The sequence below is a fragment of the Burkholderia sp. AU45251 genome, assembly GCF_030482905.1.
In the GTDB taxonomy this organism is placed as follows: Bacteria; Pseudomonadota; Gammaproteobacteria; order Burkholderiales; family Burkholderiaceae; genus Burkholderia; species Burkholderia aenigmatica.
On the sequence record NZ_JAUJQH010000007.1, the window covers coordinates 92510 to 108602 of the forward strand.

Sequence of the window (16093 nt, forward strand, 5' to 3'; positions counted from 1 at the left end):
GCGTCGCTCAGTCGCGATACGCGCGCAGCAGCGCGTCGGCGGCGCGGAAGTCGGGGGTGAGCGGGCGGTCGCGCTGAAGGAACGCGACCTTCGCGCGCAGTGCGCGGTACAGCGGCTGCGTGGCCGGCGCGAGCGTGAACGACGGCTGCTTGCGCTGGCGCAGGTCGATCGCCTGCGCCGCCTCGATCAGTTCGAGACCGAGCAGCGTGTAGCTCGCGTCGATCTGCTTCTGTACGCGCTGCACGACGTCGGGCGCGTTCGTCGCGACGTCCTCGATGCCGCCGGCGACCGGCAGGTAGTCGAGCGACACGGGCATCGCGAGCGATTTCACCGTCATCGCGAGTGCGGTCGGCGGCTTCTCCATCGCGCCGAACGCGTGCACGGTGTCCTCGGTGCCGAGGAAGCGCGAGAGGCCGGTGAGGTGCGGGTCGTTCAGCTTGACGATGCGCTGCGCGGACGCGAGCGCGTTGTGGCCGAGCGCGAGCCCGAGCTGTTCGAACGCGAGCACCCACGGCAGCGGCTCGAAGTTCGCGCTAGGCAGCACCGCACCGCCGCCGTCGACATAGCCGGCTGCATCCTGCGCGCGGTTCGACTTTGGCGTGACGCCCACCGCGACGCCCGGGTTGTCGTCGCTCGAGTTCAGCTGCACCTGCAGCAGCGCACGCGCTTCGTCGGAGGTGCGATCCTCTTCGCCGAGCAGGTAGACGCCGGAGCGGAAGCTGAGCGGGTCCTGCAGCGGCCGGTCCGGATCGCGGTTCCACAGGCTGCTGCCCGCGAGCAGCGTGCGCAGTGCGGCGCCCGCGCGCAGCGTGGCCGGGAACGGCCGCAGCGCGAGCGTGTCCTCGCGGAACGGCGACACGTTGCCGTTCAGCCCCTGCAGGCTCAGCGCGAACACGAGCTTCGACACCTGCGCGAGACGCGCCATGTCGGTGAGCGCCAGCGCGCCCATGCCGGCCGAGTACGCGTTGGAACTCAGGATCGCGAGCGCATCCTTGCCGTACGGGCGAATCGTCGCGATACCGGCCGACTTCAGCGCATCGGCGGCCGCGATCTTGCGGCCCTGGTAGACCACGTCGCCTTCGCCGAGCATCGCGAGGCCGACGTGGCTGAGGATCGTGATATCGGCTTCGCCGATCGAGCCGTCCGCCGGCATCGCGGGCGTGACGCCGCGATTGAGGAACTGCGCGTACGCATCGACGATCGCGGGCTGCACGCCGGCGCCGCCGTCGAGCATCGCGTTCAGGCGGGCGGCCATCGCGGCGCGGGCCACGCGCACGCTCATGTCGGGACCGACGCTACCGGAGTGCGCGTGGATCAGCCCGATGTTGAAGCGTGTCGACGCGTCGATCACCTCCTGGCTCAGCTTGCCGTGCGCATCGACCATCTCGCGGTCCTTGTTGAGGCCGACGCCCACCGTCAGCCCGTAGATCTGCTGGCCGGCCGCGGCGGCCTTCAGCAGCACGTCGTGCGCGGCGACGACCCGCTGGCGGGCGGCCGGCGCGATCGACACGGCTTCGCCGTCGGCGATGCGTGCGATCGATTCGGGCGTGACGGACCGGCCGTCGAGCGTGACGTCCGCGAAGGCCGGGACGGCGGCGAAAAGCGCGAGCGCGATCGCGCTCCGCATGAGGAAGCGTTGCATGAAGCGGTTCTCCGAATTCAGGCGTGACGTGACGTGGAAGACAGCGCGGCGATCGACGCGAGCGCGATGACGCTCGCGACCATCACATACCAGGCGGGCGCGAACGGGTTGCCGGACCGTTGCGTGAGCCACGCGAGAATCGCGGGCGCGAACCCGCCGAAGATCGTCGTGGCGATGTTGTAGGACAGCGACATGCCGGTTGCGCGCACCTGCGTCGGGAACAGCTCCGACAGCGCGGCGGGCGCGACGCCCGTGAAGATCGCGACCATCACGCAGAACGCGCTCTGCACGACGATCAGCGCGGCCAGCGTGTGCACGTCGGCGAGCCAGTGCAGCAGCGGATACACCGACACGAGCATCAGCACGGCGCCGGCCGTCAGCACCTTGCGCCGGCCGAAGCGATCCGACCAGCTCCCGGCGCACACGCAGGTGACGGCCATCAGGCAGTTGCCGACCAGCGACGCGATGAACGCGTCACGCCCGTCGAAATGCAGCGCGCGCTGCACGTGCGTTGGCATGTAGATCACCAGCGCATACACGCATACGGCCCACAACACCGAGAACCCGGTGCCGACGACGAGCGCACGCGGATAGTCGCGCACGACCTGCAGCAGCGGCGCCTTGCGTTCGGCCGGCGCGTGCGCGGCACGCGCCATCTCCGCGCGGAAATGCGGCGTTTCGTCGAGCGTTTTGCGCAGCCACAGGCCGACCGGCGCGATCGCGAGGCCGAGGATGAACGGGATCCGCCAGCCCCAGTCGCCGATCTGTTCGCGCGACAGCGTGAGCGTCACGCCGGTCGCGACCAGCGCGCCGAGGATGTTCGACGCGGCCATGCTCGCCTGCAGCCACGATGCGTAGCGCCCCTTCTTGTCCGCCGGTGCGTGCTCGATCAGGAACGCCGCCGCGCCGCCCACTTCGCCGCCGGCCGAAAAGCCCTGCAGCAGGCGGCCGCACAGGATCAGCAGCGGCGCGCCGACGCCGATCGCCGTGTACGGCGGCGCGAACGCGATGATGCCGGTGCCGGCCGCCATCACGAGGATGGTCAGCGTCAGCGCGGCCTTGCGTCCCGCGCGATCGCCGTACACGCCGATCGCGAGCGCGCCGAGCGGTCGCGCGATGAAGCCGATCCCGAACGCCATGAACGCCTCGACCAGCTCGGTGCCCGTGTCGCCGCGATGGAAGAAGTTCTGCGCGATGTACACGGCAAAGAATGCGTACACGGAAAAGTCGTACCACTCCAGCGCGTTGCCGATCGACGCCGCGGCGATCGCGCGCCCGGCACTCGAGGTAGGGGGCGACACGGCGTCGGCCGTGTCGAGGGGAACCGCGGTTTGCTTCACTTCGATCTCCTGTCCTGTCGTCGTGCGAGCCGGCCGTTACAGCCGGATATGCGGAATCTGCTTGCGTTGCGCTTCGTCGAGCGCTTCTTCGTAGCCGGCGTCCGCGTAACGGATCACGCCGAGCGCGGTGTCGTTCGTCATCGACAGCGTCAGCCGCTCGTTCGCGGCCGCGCTGCCGTCGGCCACGACGGTGATGCCTGCGCTCGTCATGTAGCCGCTGTAGCCGCCGCCGCCCGAATGGATCGCGACGAGATCGGCCATCGACGAGCAGCTCATCATCGCGTTCAGCAGCGGCCAGTCGGCCACCGCGTCGGAGCCGTCGCGCAGGTTCTCGGTCATGATGTTCGGGTGCGCCATCGCGCCGGCGTCGAGGTGGTCGCGCGTGAACGCGACCGGCCCGGCCAGCACGCCGTCGCGCACCATCGCGTTGACCGCGAGCGCGAGCCGCGTGCGCTCGCCGTGGCCGAGCCACGCGATGCGTGCCGGCAGCCCTTCGAACGGTACGCATTCGCGCGCCTTGCGGATCCAGTTCGTGACGATCCGGTTGTCCGGGAAGTGTTCGAGCAGGTAGTCGTCGATGACGCGGATGTCGTTCGGGTCGTTCGACAGCGCGATCCAGCGGAACGGGCCGATCGCGCGGCAGAACAGCGGGCGCAGGAACGCCTCGGTGAACACCGGGATCTCGAACGCGCGTGCCACGCCGCCGTCCTTCGCATGCGTGCGGATCAGGTTGCCGTTGTCGAACACGATCGCGCCGCGATCCTTGAAGCCGAGCATCGCTTCGACGTGCCGCACGATCGACGCGCGGCTCGCGTCCATCAGCTTCGTGCGGTCGCTGTCGCGCAGCGCACGCACCTCGTCGAGCGTATAGCCCGACGGCACGTAGCCGTACACGAGATCGTGCGCGGCCGTCTGGTCGGTGACGATGTCGGGGACGACGCCGCGCGCGAGGATCGCCGGGAACACGTCGGCCGCGTTGCCGAGCAGGCCGACCGAGATCGGTTCGCGCCGGGCCTGCGCGTCGCGGATCAGCGCGAGCGCCTCGTCGAGATCGCGTGCCTGCCGTTCGAGGAAGCCGATCTGCAGCCGCTTGTCGATGCGCGTCTGGTCGATCTCGACGACGAGCGTCGCCGCGTTCGCCATCCGGCCCGCGAGCGGCTGCGCGCCGCCCATGCCGCCGAGGCCGGCCGTCAGGATGAAGCGCCCGCGCAGGTCGTTGTCGAAATGGCGCTCGGCGATCCGCGAGAAGATTTCGTAGGTGCCCTGGATCACGCCCTGCGAGCCGATGTACTGCCAGTCGCCGGCCGTGAGGCCGCCCCAGCAGATCAGGTTGCGTCGTTCCAGTTCGTAGAAGTGCTCGGCTTTCGCCCACTGGCCGATCAGGTTGCAGTTCGCCATCACGACGAGCGGTGCGCTCGCATGCGTGCGCAGCAGCGCGACGGGCTTGCCGGATTGCACGACGAGCGTCTCGTTCTCGTCCATCGTCTTCAGCGTGCGCACGATCGCGTCGTGCGACGGCCAGTCGCGCGCCGCGCGGCCAAGCGCCGCGTAGACGATCAACTGGTCGGGATCCTCGCCGACGGCGAGTACGTTCTCGAGCAGGCGCAGCAGCGCTTCCTGGCGCCAGCCCTTGCAGCGCAGCGTGGTGCCCGAGGTCACTTCGAAGGTGCGGGTCATCGGGTTCGTCATCGTGCCCCCCGTTCAGCGTGCGAGCGCATAGCCGGCGATCGAGATGCCGAGCGCGGCTTCGACCGGCGGATACACTGCCGGATCGAACACCGACGACGACAGCGGAATGTGCGCCTTCGCTACGCGCAGCACATGAATCTCCATCCCTTCCTTCAACTGGCCCGCGCTGACGGGGCGGCCTTCGGCATCGAGCGTCGTGATCACGTCCGGGTAGGTCGCGATCCGTTCGCCGTGCGCATCGTCCACCGCCATGTGTTCGTTCATCACGTGAATGACCGCGCGCTGCGTGCCGCTGCCGAGATAGACGAGGCCGACGTCGAATGCTTCGCGCGTGTATTCGAGCGTATTGCGCTCGACCTTGCCGCTCGCGATGATCTCGCCGTGCGTGGCCGCGCAGATCGCGTCGATCACCGCGCTGCCGCCGCGCCGCTCGGCGTCGATGATCGCTTCGCCGAGCGCGAGCGCGCGGCTGATGCCGCCGAGCGCCGCATGCTGGCGCACGTACGACGCGCGAATCGGGTTGCGGCAGCTCGCGATGAAGCCGCCGGCCATATCGGCCGCCTTGCGTAGCACCGGCGACACTTTCGCGGTCGCGCCGCGCACGACCACTTCCATATAGGCATGGTGTTCGCGGTTACCGCCGGCCGCGGCCTGGATCATTGGCGCCGTGCTCGACGCGAGGCCGAGCGAGCCCATGTCGCCGGTCGGATGCGCGCGGATGTCGCCCACCGCGTCGACCACCTTGGTGCCGAGCAACGCGGACGGCAGCCACGCGTTCAGCGTGCTCGACATCCCGTTCTGCCCGATGATGAGCCCCGCGAGCGGCGCGCCGAGCGCGTCCTGCACGAGCTGCGCGGCCTTCACGTAATCGGCGCCGAGCATCTGCCAGTCGGTGAGGCCGCCCGGCGCGCCGATCGCGGCGGCCGTGGCGATCCACGCGTCGTCCGGCAACTCGTCGATGCTCACCAGTTCGGGGCGGCCGATCGTGACCGCGAGCGTGCCGAGTTCACGGCCGTGGTCGGCCCAGCCGCCGCCGCCGCATGCGAAAACCGAACCGCCCTTGACGGCGGCTTCGACGTCCTTCGAAGACAGAATGCGTCCCATGTGTCGTTTGTCCTGAGAGGGGAAAAAGGCCCGTACGCGCCGGCCGGAAAGCCTTGTGTGGCGGTACTGTCCAAACGATTCTAGGGACGCCGAATATTGAGCGTTATTGCTATTTTATGGAGACTTCATAACGCAATGTTAAGCGTAGGGTAATCCCGGTGACGCTCGAGCGACGGTTGGCGAACGGCGCAATCCGCCACCGTCGGTACCGCGCCGAAACGCCGGCCGGACAACGGTTTCAGCCTGTTCGGGCAACGAAATTCACGCGGGCGCGGAGAGTGCGTGCAGCGTGTCGATGAACTCGTGCGCGAGGCGTGACAGCGGTGCCAGCACGGGGTGCAGCACGCTGACCGGCGCGGAAATGGTCGGCACGATCGGCTTCACGACGATCTGCGGCCACACGGGCCCCGCGACCGTCAGCTCGTCGATCAGCGCGATGCCGGTGCCGGCCTGCGCGAGCGCGCACGCGACGTGCGCCTGCTGCACTTCGATCTTGACCTGCGGCACGAGCCCTTCGTCGCTGAACAGCCGCCGCACCAGTTGCCCGAGCGGGATGTCGCTGCCATAGCCGATCAGCGGCTGGTCCGCGAGATCGCGCACGGCCAGCGTCTTGCGGCGCGCGAACGGGTGCGACGCGGGCACGGCCGCGACCATCCGGTTTTCATAGAGGCGCTGGCTTTCGACGTTCGGGTGCGTGTCCTGCAGGAACGCGATGCCGAGCTCGACCTGCTGCGTGAGCACCGCCTGCAGCAGCACGCTCGGGATCATCGTGTGCAGGATGATGCGCACGTCGGGAAAGCGTTCGTAGAACGCGGCGATCGCGCGCGGCAGCAGCGATTGCCCGAGATTGGGGCTGCACGCGATGCGCAGGTGGCCCATCCGGTTCTCGATCAGGTCTTCCGCGATTTCGTTGACGCGCTGCACGCCCTGGTACACCGCATTCACTTCGACGAACAGCCGCTGCGCTTCCGGCGTCGGGTAGAGGCGCCCCTTGATGCGCTCGAACAGCGCAAGGCCGAGCCGCTGCTCGGCATACGAAATGAGCCGCGAGACGGCCGGCTGCGAGACGTGCAGCAGCTTCGCGGCGCCGCTGATCGAGCCGGTCAGCATGATGGCGCGAAACACCTCGATCTGGCGCAGGTTCAGACGCACAGCCTTAACTCCATGTTATGTGGGGGTGATAAATCGGCATGAGACATTCTGGCAGAGCGCTGCCTAAACTGCTCGTGATCAAAAAAGCAGGAGGCGCAGATGAGCGAATTCGAACAGGTGGTGCGCGGCCGGTTGGTCGATGCGCGCGAGGTGGTCGACGACGGCTGGCTCGCGATCAGGAACGGGCGGATCGCCGCACGTGGCACGGGTGTGCCGCCGGCGGCGCGCGACACGATCGATGCGCGCGGGCAGTGGGTGCTGCCGGGCGTCGTCGACGGGCAGGTGCATGCGGCCAGCCAGGCGAACCAGGAGGGGTCCGGTCACGCGTCGCGTGCGGCCGCTGCCGGGGGCGTGACGGTGATGGTCGACATGCCGTACGACGATCCGGAGCCGGTCGCGTCGCGCGCGCAGCTCGACCGCAAGATCGCGGAAGCCGAGCGCGATTGCCACGTCGACGTCGCGCTGTACGGCACGCTCAACGCGAAGCACGGCCTGGAAGCGGCGGCCGGGCTGATCGACGGCGGCGTGTGCGCGTTCAAGTTCTCGACGTTCGAGGCGACGCCCGGCCGGTTCCCGCGCGTCGAGGAGGACGTGCTGTACGACGCGTTCCGGCTGATCGCGCCGTCGGGCCTCGCATGCGGCGTGCACAACCAGATGCAGGACATGACGCGCAAGAACATCGCGCGGATGATCGAGGCGGGCGACACGGGCTGGGACGCGTTCCTGCGCGCGCATCCGCCGCTGATCGAGAACCTCGCGACCGCGCTGATCTACGAGATCGGCGCGGAGACGGGCGCCCGCGCGCACGCGGTGCACGTGTCGACGTCGCGCGGCTTCGAGCTGTGCAACATGTTCCGGCAGGCCGGCCATCGCGCGAGCATCGAGACCTGCGTGCAGTACCTGATGCTCGACCACGAAACGCACACGAAGCGCTTCGGCGCGAAAACCAAGCACTACCCGCCGGTCCGGCCGCGCGCCGAGCAGGAGCTGCTGTGGACGCACATCGCGCGCGGCGAATGCACGTTCGTGTCGTCGGATCACGTGAGCTGGGGGCTCGAACGCAAGGGCGACCCGAACGTGTTCCGCAACGCGTCGGGCGGCCCGGGGCTCGAAACGCTGCTGCCCGCGTTCTGGACCGGCTGCGAACAGCATGGCGTTGCGCCGACGCGCGTGGCCGAACTGCTCGCGGCGAACCCGGCGCGGCATTTCCTGCTCGATGACCGCAAGGGATCGCTCGACGTCGGCACCGATGCGGATTTCGTGATCCTCACGCCGGAACGTTACGCATTCGATCCGTCGCGCAGCCTGTCGGCCGTGCAGTGGAGCGCGTTCGAAGGGATGGAATTCACGGTGCGGATCGCCGCCACCTACTGTCGCGGCGCGCTCGTGTACGACGGTGAACGCATCGTCAACCCGGCAGGCTCGGGCCGCTTCCTGAAGCCGCACGGCAGCCGGTCGATCGCTACGCAGGAGCAAGCATGAATCCGACGGATTTCCCTTTCCCGCCGCTGAACGCCGAACGCCTGAACGCGCGCGTCGAGCAACTGGCGCGCTTTACGCGGCCCGACGTCCCGTGGACGCGCCGCGCATTCTCGCCGCTCTTCACCGAAGCGCGCGCATGGCTCGCCGCGCAATTCGCCGAGGCGGGCCTCACGGTGTCGATGGACGCGGGCGGCAACCTGATCGGCCGCCGCGAAGGCAGCGGCCGTTGCACGAAGCCGCTCGTCACGGGGTCGCACTGCGACACGGTGGTCGGCGGCGGCCGCTTCGACGGGATCATCGGCGTGCTCGCGGGCATCGAGGTCGCGCATGTGCTGAACGAGCAGGGGGTCGTGCTCGACCATCCGTTCGAGGTGATCGACTTCCTGTCGGAAGAGCCGAGCGACTACGGCATTTCGTGCGTCGGCAGCCGTGCGCTGTCGGGCGTACTCGACGCCGGCATGCTGTGCGCGACGAATGCCGAAGGCGAAACGCTCGCGCAAGCGTTGCGCCGCATCGGCGGCAATCCGGACGCGCTGCGCGAACCGCTGCGCGCGCCGGGCAGCACGGCCGCGTTCGTCGAACTGCATATCGAACAGGGCCCGGTACTCGAGACGCGCGGCTTGCCGATCGGCGTCGTGACCAACATCGTCGGCATCCGGCGCGTGCTGATCACCGTGACCGGGCAACCCGACCACGCAGGCACGACGCCGATGGACATCCGCCGCGACGCGCTGGTCGGCGCTGCGCACCTGATCGAGGCCGCGCATGCGCGCGCGTCGGCGCTGTCGGGCAATCCGCACTACGTCGTGGCGACGATCGGGCGGATCGCGATGACGCCGAACGTGCCGAACGCGGTGCCGGGGCAGGTCGAACTGATGCTCGAAGTGCGCAGCGACAGCGACGCGGTGCTCGACGAATTCCCCGAGACGCTGCTGGCCGGTGCGGCCGCGCGGCTCGACGCGTTGCGGTTGAGTGCGCGTGCGGAGCACGTGAGCCGCGCACGGCCGACCGACTGCCAGCCGCTCGTGATGGACGCGGTCGAACAGGCGGCCACCCAGCTCGGCTATCCGAGCATGCGGCTGCCGAGCGGCGCGGGGCACGACGCGGTGTACGTTGCGCCGACCGGGCCGATCGGGATGATCTTCATTCCGTGCCTGGGCGGCCGCAGCCATTGCCCGGAGGAATGGATCGAGCCGCAGCAACTGCTCGACGGTACGCGCGTGCTGTATCAAACGCTCGTTGGGCTCGATCGTTCGCTGGCGGGCGCGGTGTAACGGCAGCCCGCCCGCGTGGTGGGGGCACTACGCCGGCCGTTGCCCCTCTCTCGGCCCGTGCCCCGTCCACCGCTTGAACGCGCGCCGGAAGTTGTGCGCATCGCTGAACCCGACTTCATGCGCGACGTCCTCGATCGACAGCCGCGGGTTGCTCAGCAGCGTGAATGCGCGCTTGCGGCGGATCGTGTCGATCACCGTCTGGTACGACACGCCCTGATCGGCCAGCCGCCGCCGCAGCGTGCGCTCGCTCATGCACAGTTGCGCGGCGATCGCCGCGAGCGACGGCGCATGGCGCAGGTCGCGCCGCATGATCCGTTCGATCGATTCGAGAAATTCGGTGCCTTCGGGTTCGGGCGGCAGCGCGTCCTGCAGGAATTCGAGCGCCTGGCGATGCGCGAGCGGATCGTGGGTCGCGATCGGGCGGTTGCCGAGCGCGGCGTCGCATGAAAACAGGTTCTGTTCCTGTTCGAACCGTACCGGGCACGGGAACACGCGCGCGTATTGCTCCGCATAGGCCGGCGGCGGGTAGCCGAGATCGATGACCTTCGGCTGGAACGCGGGGCCGACGAGCGAGCGCCCGATCTTCATGAAGCTGCCGAACGCTTCCTCGACGAGGAACGCCTCGATGTCCGATTCGATCAGCAGGTTGGTCGCGCGGATCGACAGCGTGCGCGCATCCGAGATCACTTCGAAGCGCATCAGCGGCCCTGTATGGCGCTGCAGCTCGATGCCGACCACGATCGCGTCCTTCAGCGTCGGGCTCGTCAGCATCGCGTAGCCGACCAGCCCGATCGACGCGATCGTCTCGCTCGTACCGAGTTCGAGGCCGAGCGCCCGCCCCGGCGCCATCTCGAGCGCGCGGCGGATCATCGTGCTCGCCTGGCGCAATGAAATCCGGCACGACGGATTCGACAGGTCCGCGACGTCGAAGCCGAGCCCCAGGCACAGCCGCTTGGGATCGATGCCCAGTTCCTTGCTTGTCTCCGCGAGGCACCGCAACAGATGGACCGGCAGATTCGCCGTCGTATAACGGTCGGGTTCGTCCATGGATGCTCCGTATTTTTTTCCATGGATTGTACTCGTCCCGCCCGGCCGGAGACCCGGTGCCGCCCCGGCCGCGATCGCCCACATCCGGTGCGGCCCCGCTTCAGAAGTAGTGGCGCAGGCCGACCGTCGCACCGAGCTGCGTGGTGCTCGTGCTCGGCGCCTGCCCGTTCACGCCGACCAGCTGCGCGCCGACCAGGCCGCCGCGATAGATCGCGTAGTCGACTTCCGCATAGAGCATGCTGCGCTTCGACAGGCTGTAGCCGGCGATCACCTGGAACTGGCGCGCGCGGCCGTCGAAGTCCGGCGTGTAGCCCGACTGCGTGGTCCACCACGCGTTGACGGCGGCCGTGAACGCCGACGTGAACTTGTAGGTCAGCCCCGCGAGCGCCATCTTGCGGCGCCGGAACCCGCCGGGCGTCGACGGATCGACCACCTGCGCGGGCGAGATGATGCCGAGCGCGGCGAGATCGGTCGAGCTGAACGGGCCGTTCACGAACGACGTGAAGTCGTTGTCGCGCGCGTTCTCGATATAGCCGGCGTTGACGGTCGCGTTGCCGAGCGTGACGGAGCCGCCACCGCCATAGATGTCGAATTTCGCGTGCGTGACGTCGTCCCAACTGCGCATGAACGACGCGCCGACCGTAAACGGCCCTTTGTCCGGCGCGTACGCGATCGCCGCGCCGGCCTGGCTGCCGAGCACGCCGCCGCCCGCCCGGCCGCCCGGCGCGTACTGCGCGAGCAGGTACAGGCTGCCGAGCTGCGCGCCGTACTGGATCATGTTGCTGGTGCGCGCGCCTGCGAGCATCGTCTGCTCCGGCTTGAACAGGTTGAAGTACGGATCCTGCGGGCCGGCCCACAGGTTCGAGCCGTAGGTCAGCGACACCATCTCGAACGGCACGTTGTACTGGCGGCCGAGCGTCAGCTGGCCGAGCGACGTCGACGTCAGCCCCACGTACGCGACCTGGAAGAAGTTCGGCGAGCCGGCCGGCACGATCGCGCCGCTGTTCGGGCCGAAGTGGCTTTCCACGTTGAACTGCGCGGACAGCCCGCCGCCGAGATCCTCCTGCCCCTTGAGGCCCCAGTAGCTTTCCGTCAGGCCGCCACCGTCGGCCATCGAGATCTTGCGGCCCGTCGATGCCGGCGTGCCGTCGGCGCCGTAGGACACGCCGTGCGTTTCGTAGCGGATGCCCGCATCGATCACGCCGTACAACGTCACGTTGCTTTGCGCGTGCGCGCCGGTACCGGCCAGGACCAACATCGCGCAGCACGCGGCGCGAACGCTATCGTGACGATTCATTCTTCTGGACTCCGCATCGAACAGGGGACGGACGGCTCGCACCGTCGGGAACGAATGTAGAAAGCCAAATTTGCGTGGGCCAAGGCCGCGGCGGCCATTCTCGTGGTGCGTCGCGGCCACGGCATGGCGCACTGCGGTCAGGGCGACGCGCTGGCCACCGCACCGGGCGCCGCGCGGCGCAGCGCGAGCCGCACGAACGGGGCGGCCGCCAGCACGGCCACGCACAGCACGTGGGCGACGCGCGTGCCGCCGAAGCGGCCGAGCAGCGCACCCGACAGCGCGGTGCCGATGCCGGCCGCGAAAAACGTGACGACGAGCGTGCGCGCGACCAGCGAGCCGTCCGGGTCGACATCGGACAGCATCCCGGTGAGAAACGGCACGATCACGAAGAACGCGCTGTTCAGCACGAACTGGCTCAGGAAGTACGCGCTGCCGCTGCGTGCGCTGAAGAACCATTCGATCGATGCGATCATCGCGAGCTGCGCGACCCAGATCAGCGCGAGGCGGTGCCGGTGGCTGGCCGGATGCGACGGAATCGCGGCGCCGACGAAGCCGAGCAGCGACGACACCGACAGCAGCACGCCGATCGTCGTGGGCGACAATCCGGCGCGCTCGCCGACGAAGCCCGCGATCGCCCACTGCGACGCCTGCACGCCGTAGACGAGCGCGGTCACGACCCAGATCGCGATGACCGGCCGCCACGGCAGCGTGCCGGCGCGCACGTGGGTCTGCGCGGGTGCGCTCGCAAATGCGTCGATGCCGCGGATCGCGGGCGCCAGCACGGCGACGACGGCCGCCAGCAGTGCGAACACCCAGTGCCCGAAGCCGGCCGGCAACGCGGAGATCAGCACGAGGATGCCGCCGTTGATGACGCCCGCGAGCAGGTTGATTTGCCCCCACAGGCGGTCGGTCGACGCGCGCTGCGACACGCCCGACGCGACGACGACGAACAGCATCCCTTCGAACAGCCCCGTCAGCCCGCGCGCGACCGCCGCCGACACGATGCCGGGCGCGACCGCGCTGAGCGCCTGGCCGGCGATCGTGCCGGCCAGGCCGGCCAGCGTGAACGACCGCGCGGCGCGCGCGATCCGGTGCGACAGCAGCGCGCAACTGATCGCGATGCCGAGGATCTCGGCGCTGACGAGCGCGGTCGCCGTGCCTTCGTCGAGCCGGAAGCGCGTCATCACGGCCGCGACGAGGAACGGCGACAGGATCAGGCCGTTGGTGGCGGCCGCGAACGCGAGCGCAAGACGGACGACGGCGCCGGTCGACGGATCGGGACGCGACTGCGCGGCTGCTTGCAGGGTGGCTGTGCTCATGAGGCCTCCGGGTTGGATCGCGGCCGATCCTGCGCGACGCCGGCCGTTTCGTGCATCGGGTGTGTCCCTTGGCGGCCCGGCGTGACGCGAGCGGCTGCAACTGCGCTTGCGCTGGCGTGTTGCGGCAGGCCGAACAGCGTGCGCAGGTACGGCGTCAGGAAGCGGCCGTGCGGATCCATCCGTTCGCGCAGTGCGAGGAAATCGTCCCAGTGCGGATAGCACGCCGCCAGCTCGGCGGCCTTCATCGCATGCACCTTGCCCCAGTGCGGCCGCCCGCCGTGATTGCGGCAGATGGCCTGCACGCCCGAGAAGTACGCGTCGAACGGCATCCCGCGATATTGGTGCACCGAGATGCGCACGCTGTCGCGGCCGTAGTCGGGGCTCAGCCAGATGTCGTCGCTGCGCACCCAGCGGTATTCGATCGGGAACATCAGCGGGAAGCTGCGGCGCGAGATGAACGCACGGATTTCGCGCAGCGCATCGGCGCCGCGTTCGGCCGGCACCGACCATTCCATTTCGTTGAAGCGCACGCGGCGCGCCGTCGACAGCATCGCGTAGCTCGCATCGACGTGCCGGCCGGCCGACACGGTCGATGCGCACAGCCGGCTCAGCGCCGGGCACAGCGACGGCACGCGCCGGCCGAGCCCGCACAGCGCGCCGAACACCGTGTTCTCGAGGAACGACTCGGACGCACGGCTCGCCCAGTGCACGGTGTCGGCCGGCTCGTCGGTCATGTTCCAGGCCTTGGTCAGCACGGTATCCGTGTGCGGGAACCAGAAGAACTCGAACGACCGGTGCTTCGCGATCAGCGTGTCCGCTTGCGCGAGGCAGTCGTCGAGACGCATCGCGCCGCGTTCGAGGCGCAGCTTGAACGCGGGCACGAGGCGCAGGCCGATCTCGGTCAGCACGCCGAGCGCGCCGAGCCCGATCCGGCCGCCCGCGAACAGGTCGGGATGCGTGTCGGCGCTCGCACGGATCTCGCTGCCGTCCGCGCACATGAAGGTCAGGCTGTCGATCTGCGTCGACAGGTTGCCGAGCGTGATGCCGGTGCCGTGCGTGCCGGTGCTGGTCGCGCCGGCGATCGACTGCACGTTGATGTCGCCGAGGTTCTCCATCGCGAGGCCGTGCGCGGCGAGCGCCGGGCCCAGCGCCCACAGCCGCGTGCCGGCATGCACGCGCGCGACGCGCCGGTCGCGGTCGACGTCGATCACGCCCTGCATCGCGTCGAGCGACAGGATCACGTCGTCGGTCTGCACGAGCGGCGAGAACGAATGACCGGCGCCGGCCGCGCGCACGGTGGCGCCGGCGGCCGCCGCGCCGCGCAGCACCGCCGCGAGTGCGGCGCGCGACGCAGGCGCCGACACGGTTGCATCAGGACTGCAGACATATCCCGACCAGTTGCGCCACATGGCTTTGTCTCCGTGGTTGTCGTTTGAATGGGATGAACGGGGTGATCGTTTTGAACGACGGGCCGCGCGGCCCGCTAGAAGAAGCTCTTGCCTTCGCCGCGATAGGTGGGCGCCTCGCCGACCACGCGGCCGCCGCGGATCAGCAGCAGCGTGTTGAAGCGTTCGCACAGTTCGCCGGCCTTCGCGTGGCGGAACAGGATCGGCTCGCCGATCGCCGGTGCGACGCCGCGCGGCACGCGCACGGGCGTTTGCACCTCGCCCGCGCCTTCGTTGTCGATCAGCGTGCAGCCGGCCGGCAGCCACGGCCGCGGCAGGCGGCTCTTGCCGGCCGGGCCCGATGCGATATAGCCGCCGCCCGAGCAGGTCACGATGCCCGGCTGCGGAATCCGCACGACCGGCAGCGCGAAGCCGGCGGCCGGCTGCGCATGAAACACCGCGTAGTGATCGAACAGCGCCGGTGCGTAGAGGCCGGAGCCGGCCGCGAGCTCGGTGACCGATGCGTCGCCGAGCGTGCTCTCGAAACTGCCGGTGCCGCCGCCGTTCACGAAGCGCAACGTATGGCCCGCCGCCGTGAGTGCCTGCACGGCCGCCTGGCGGCGCGCGTTGATCTCGCGCGCCGAGCGGCGCTTCAGGTGACGCACCAGCGCGTTGCGCGCACCGCTGCCCGGCTCCGAGTCGGCCACGCCGGCGATCTGCCCTTCATAGCCCATCAGCCCGTCGAGCCGCACGTGCTGCCGTTCGCCGATATGGTTCGCGAGCGCGAGGGCGCCGGCCGCATCGCGCACCGGCGAGCGGTACATGCCGAAGTACAGGCCCGGATACGCGGACGACATGTCGAGATCGATCGCGAGCGGGATCGTCACGCGTGCCTCGTGTGCGAGGCGGTCGATCGCGTCGACCTGCGCGATGGCGTCGACCATCAGCGTGATCGAGCGGCCGCGCCTGAGCTGCGCGGCCACCGCGCGCAGGTCGTCGGGCTCGACGGTCGGATACGCGACGACGATGTCGTCGAACCCGCCGTCCGCGAGCCACGCGGCTTCCGCGGCCGAATAGCACAGCAGCCCCTGCATGAACGGGCCGGCGGCGAGCACCGCGCCGATCAGGTCGCGCGAGCGCACCGACTTCGTCGCGAGCCGGATCGGCAGGCCGCGTGCGCGGCGCTTCAGATCGGCGAGGTTCGCGTCGAGGCAGTCGAGATCGACGAATGCGGCGGGCAGCCGGTGGCCCGCGAGCGCGTCGCGATAGGTCGGATAGTCGTGAACGGCGGCGGGGGCGCGATGCGGCAGGTCTGCACGGCTCATGGAACGGGCTCGGCTGGGTGGGGTGTGCGTCGCGCCG

The 16093-nt window shown here is 69.4% G+C and carries 12 protein-coding genes; 2 read left to right on the top strand and 10 right to left on the bottom strand.

Annotated features, from left to right (window positions below; translation table 11 throughout):
- Positions 1-7: 7 nt before the first annotated feature.
- From hutH to QZM67_RS16790, 5 genes are all read right to left on the bottom strand, one after another.
- Positions 8-1642, bottom strand: coding sequence for a histidine ammonia-lyase (gene hutH / locus QZM67_RS16770; RefSeq protein ID WP_301804944.1), 1635 nt, complete (start codon positions 1640-1642; stop codon positions 8-10).
- Positions 1643-1659: 17 nt separating this feature from the next.
- The gene (locus QZM67_RS16775) at positions 1660-2982 is read right to left on the bottom strand and encodes an MFS transporter (RefSeq protein ID WP_011356606.1); all 1323 of its coding nucleotides are present in this window, start codon (positions 2980-2982) and stop codon (positions 1660-1662) included.
- 36 nt (positions 2983-3018) lie between these two features.
- Positions 3019-4659, bottom strand: a complete 1641-nt coding sequence (locus QZM67_RS16780; RefSeq protein ID WP_301804947.1) for a urocanate hydratase — start codon at positions 4657-4659, stop codon at positions 3019-3021.
- A 24-nt stretch (positions 4660-4683) separates the two neighbouring features.
- Positions 4684-5775: a DUF917 domain-containing protein gene (locus tag QZM67_RS16785; RefSeq protein WP_301804948.1), complete on the bottom strand. Its 1092-nt coding sequence runs from the start codon at positions 5773-5775 to the stop codon at positions 4684-4686.
- A 261-nt stretch (positions 5776-6036) separates the two neighbouring features.
- The gene (locus tag QZM67_RS16790) at positions 6037-6927 is read right to left on the bottom strand and encodes a LysR family transcriptional regulator (RefSeq protein ID WP_174939643.1); all 891 of its coding nucleotides are present in this window, start codon (positions 6925-6927) and stop codon (positions 6037-6039) included.
- A 99-nt stretch (positions 6928-7026) separates the two neighbouring features.
- Between QZM67_RS16790 and QZM67_RS16795 the strand changes: the two genes are divergently transcribed.
- Together QZM67_RS16795 and QZM67_RS16800 are read left to right on the top strand one after the other, a co-directional pair.
- On the top strand, positions 7027-8409 hold the full coding sequence (locus QZM67_RS16795) for a dihydroorotase family protein (RefSeq protein ID WP_301804953.1): 1383 nt from the start codon (positions 7027-7029) through the stop codon (positions 8407-8409).
- Complete coding sequence (locus tag QZM67_RS16800) at positions 8406-9683, top strand: Zn-dependent hydrolase (protein ID WP_301804957.1); 1278 nt, start codon at positions 8406-8408, stop codon at positions 9681-9683. Before QZM67_RS16795 ends, QZM67_RS16800 begins: the two co-directional genes overlap by 4 nt.
- 27 nt (positions 9684-9710) lie before the next feature.
- Here the strand turns inward: QZM67_RS16800 and QZM67_RS16805 are convergent, their stop codons facing one another.
- The 5 genes from QZM67_RS16805 to QZM67_RS16825 all read right to left on the bottom strand — a co-directional run bounded on the left by QZM67_RS16805 (position 9711) and on the right by QZM67_RS16825 (position 16056).
- Positions 9711-10730, bottom strand: a complete 1020-nt coding sequence (locus QZM67_RS16805) for an AraC family transcriptional regulator (RefSeq protein ID WP_301804960.1) — start codon at positions 10728-10730, stop codon at positions 9711-9713.
- 100 nt (positions 10731-10830) lie between these two features.
- Positions 10831-12027, bottom strand: coding sequence for a porin (locus QZM67_RS16810; RefSeq protein ID WP_301804963.1), 1197 nt, complete (start codon positions 12025-12027; stop codon positions 10831-10833).
- 137 nt (positions 12028-12164) lie between these two features.
- Complete coding sequence (locus tag QZM67_RS16815) at positions 12165-13346, bottom strand: MFS transporter (RefSeq protein ID WP_301804965.1); 1182 nt, start codon at positions 13344-13346, stop codon at positions 12165-12167.
- Positions 13343-14755 carry a D-arabinono-1,4-lactone oxidase gene (locus QZM67_RS16820; protein WP_301804968.1) on the bottom strand — a complete coding sequence of 471 codons (1413 nt, stop codon included), beginning with the start codon at positions 14753-14755 and terminating at the stop codon, positions 13343-13345. The genes QZM67_RS16815 and QZM67_RS16820 overlap by 4 nt, the downstream gene beginning before the upstream one ends.
- Positions 14756-14829: 74 nt before the next feature.
- Complete coding sequence (locus QZM67_RS16825; RefSeq protein ID WP_301804971.1) at positions 14830-16056, bottom strand: amino acid deaminase/aldolase; 1227 nt, start codon at positions 16054-16056, stop codon at positions 14830-14832.
- Between the last annotated feature and the right edge of the window lie 37 nt (positions 16057-16093).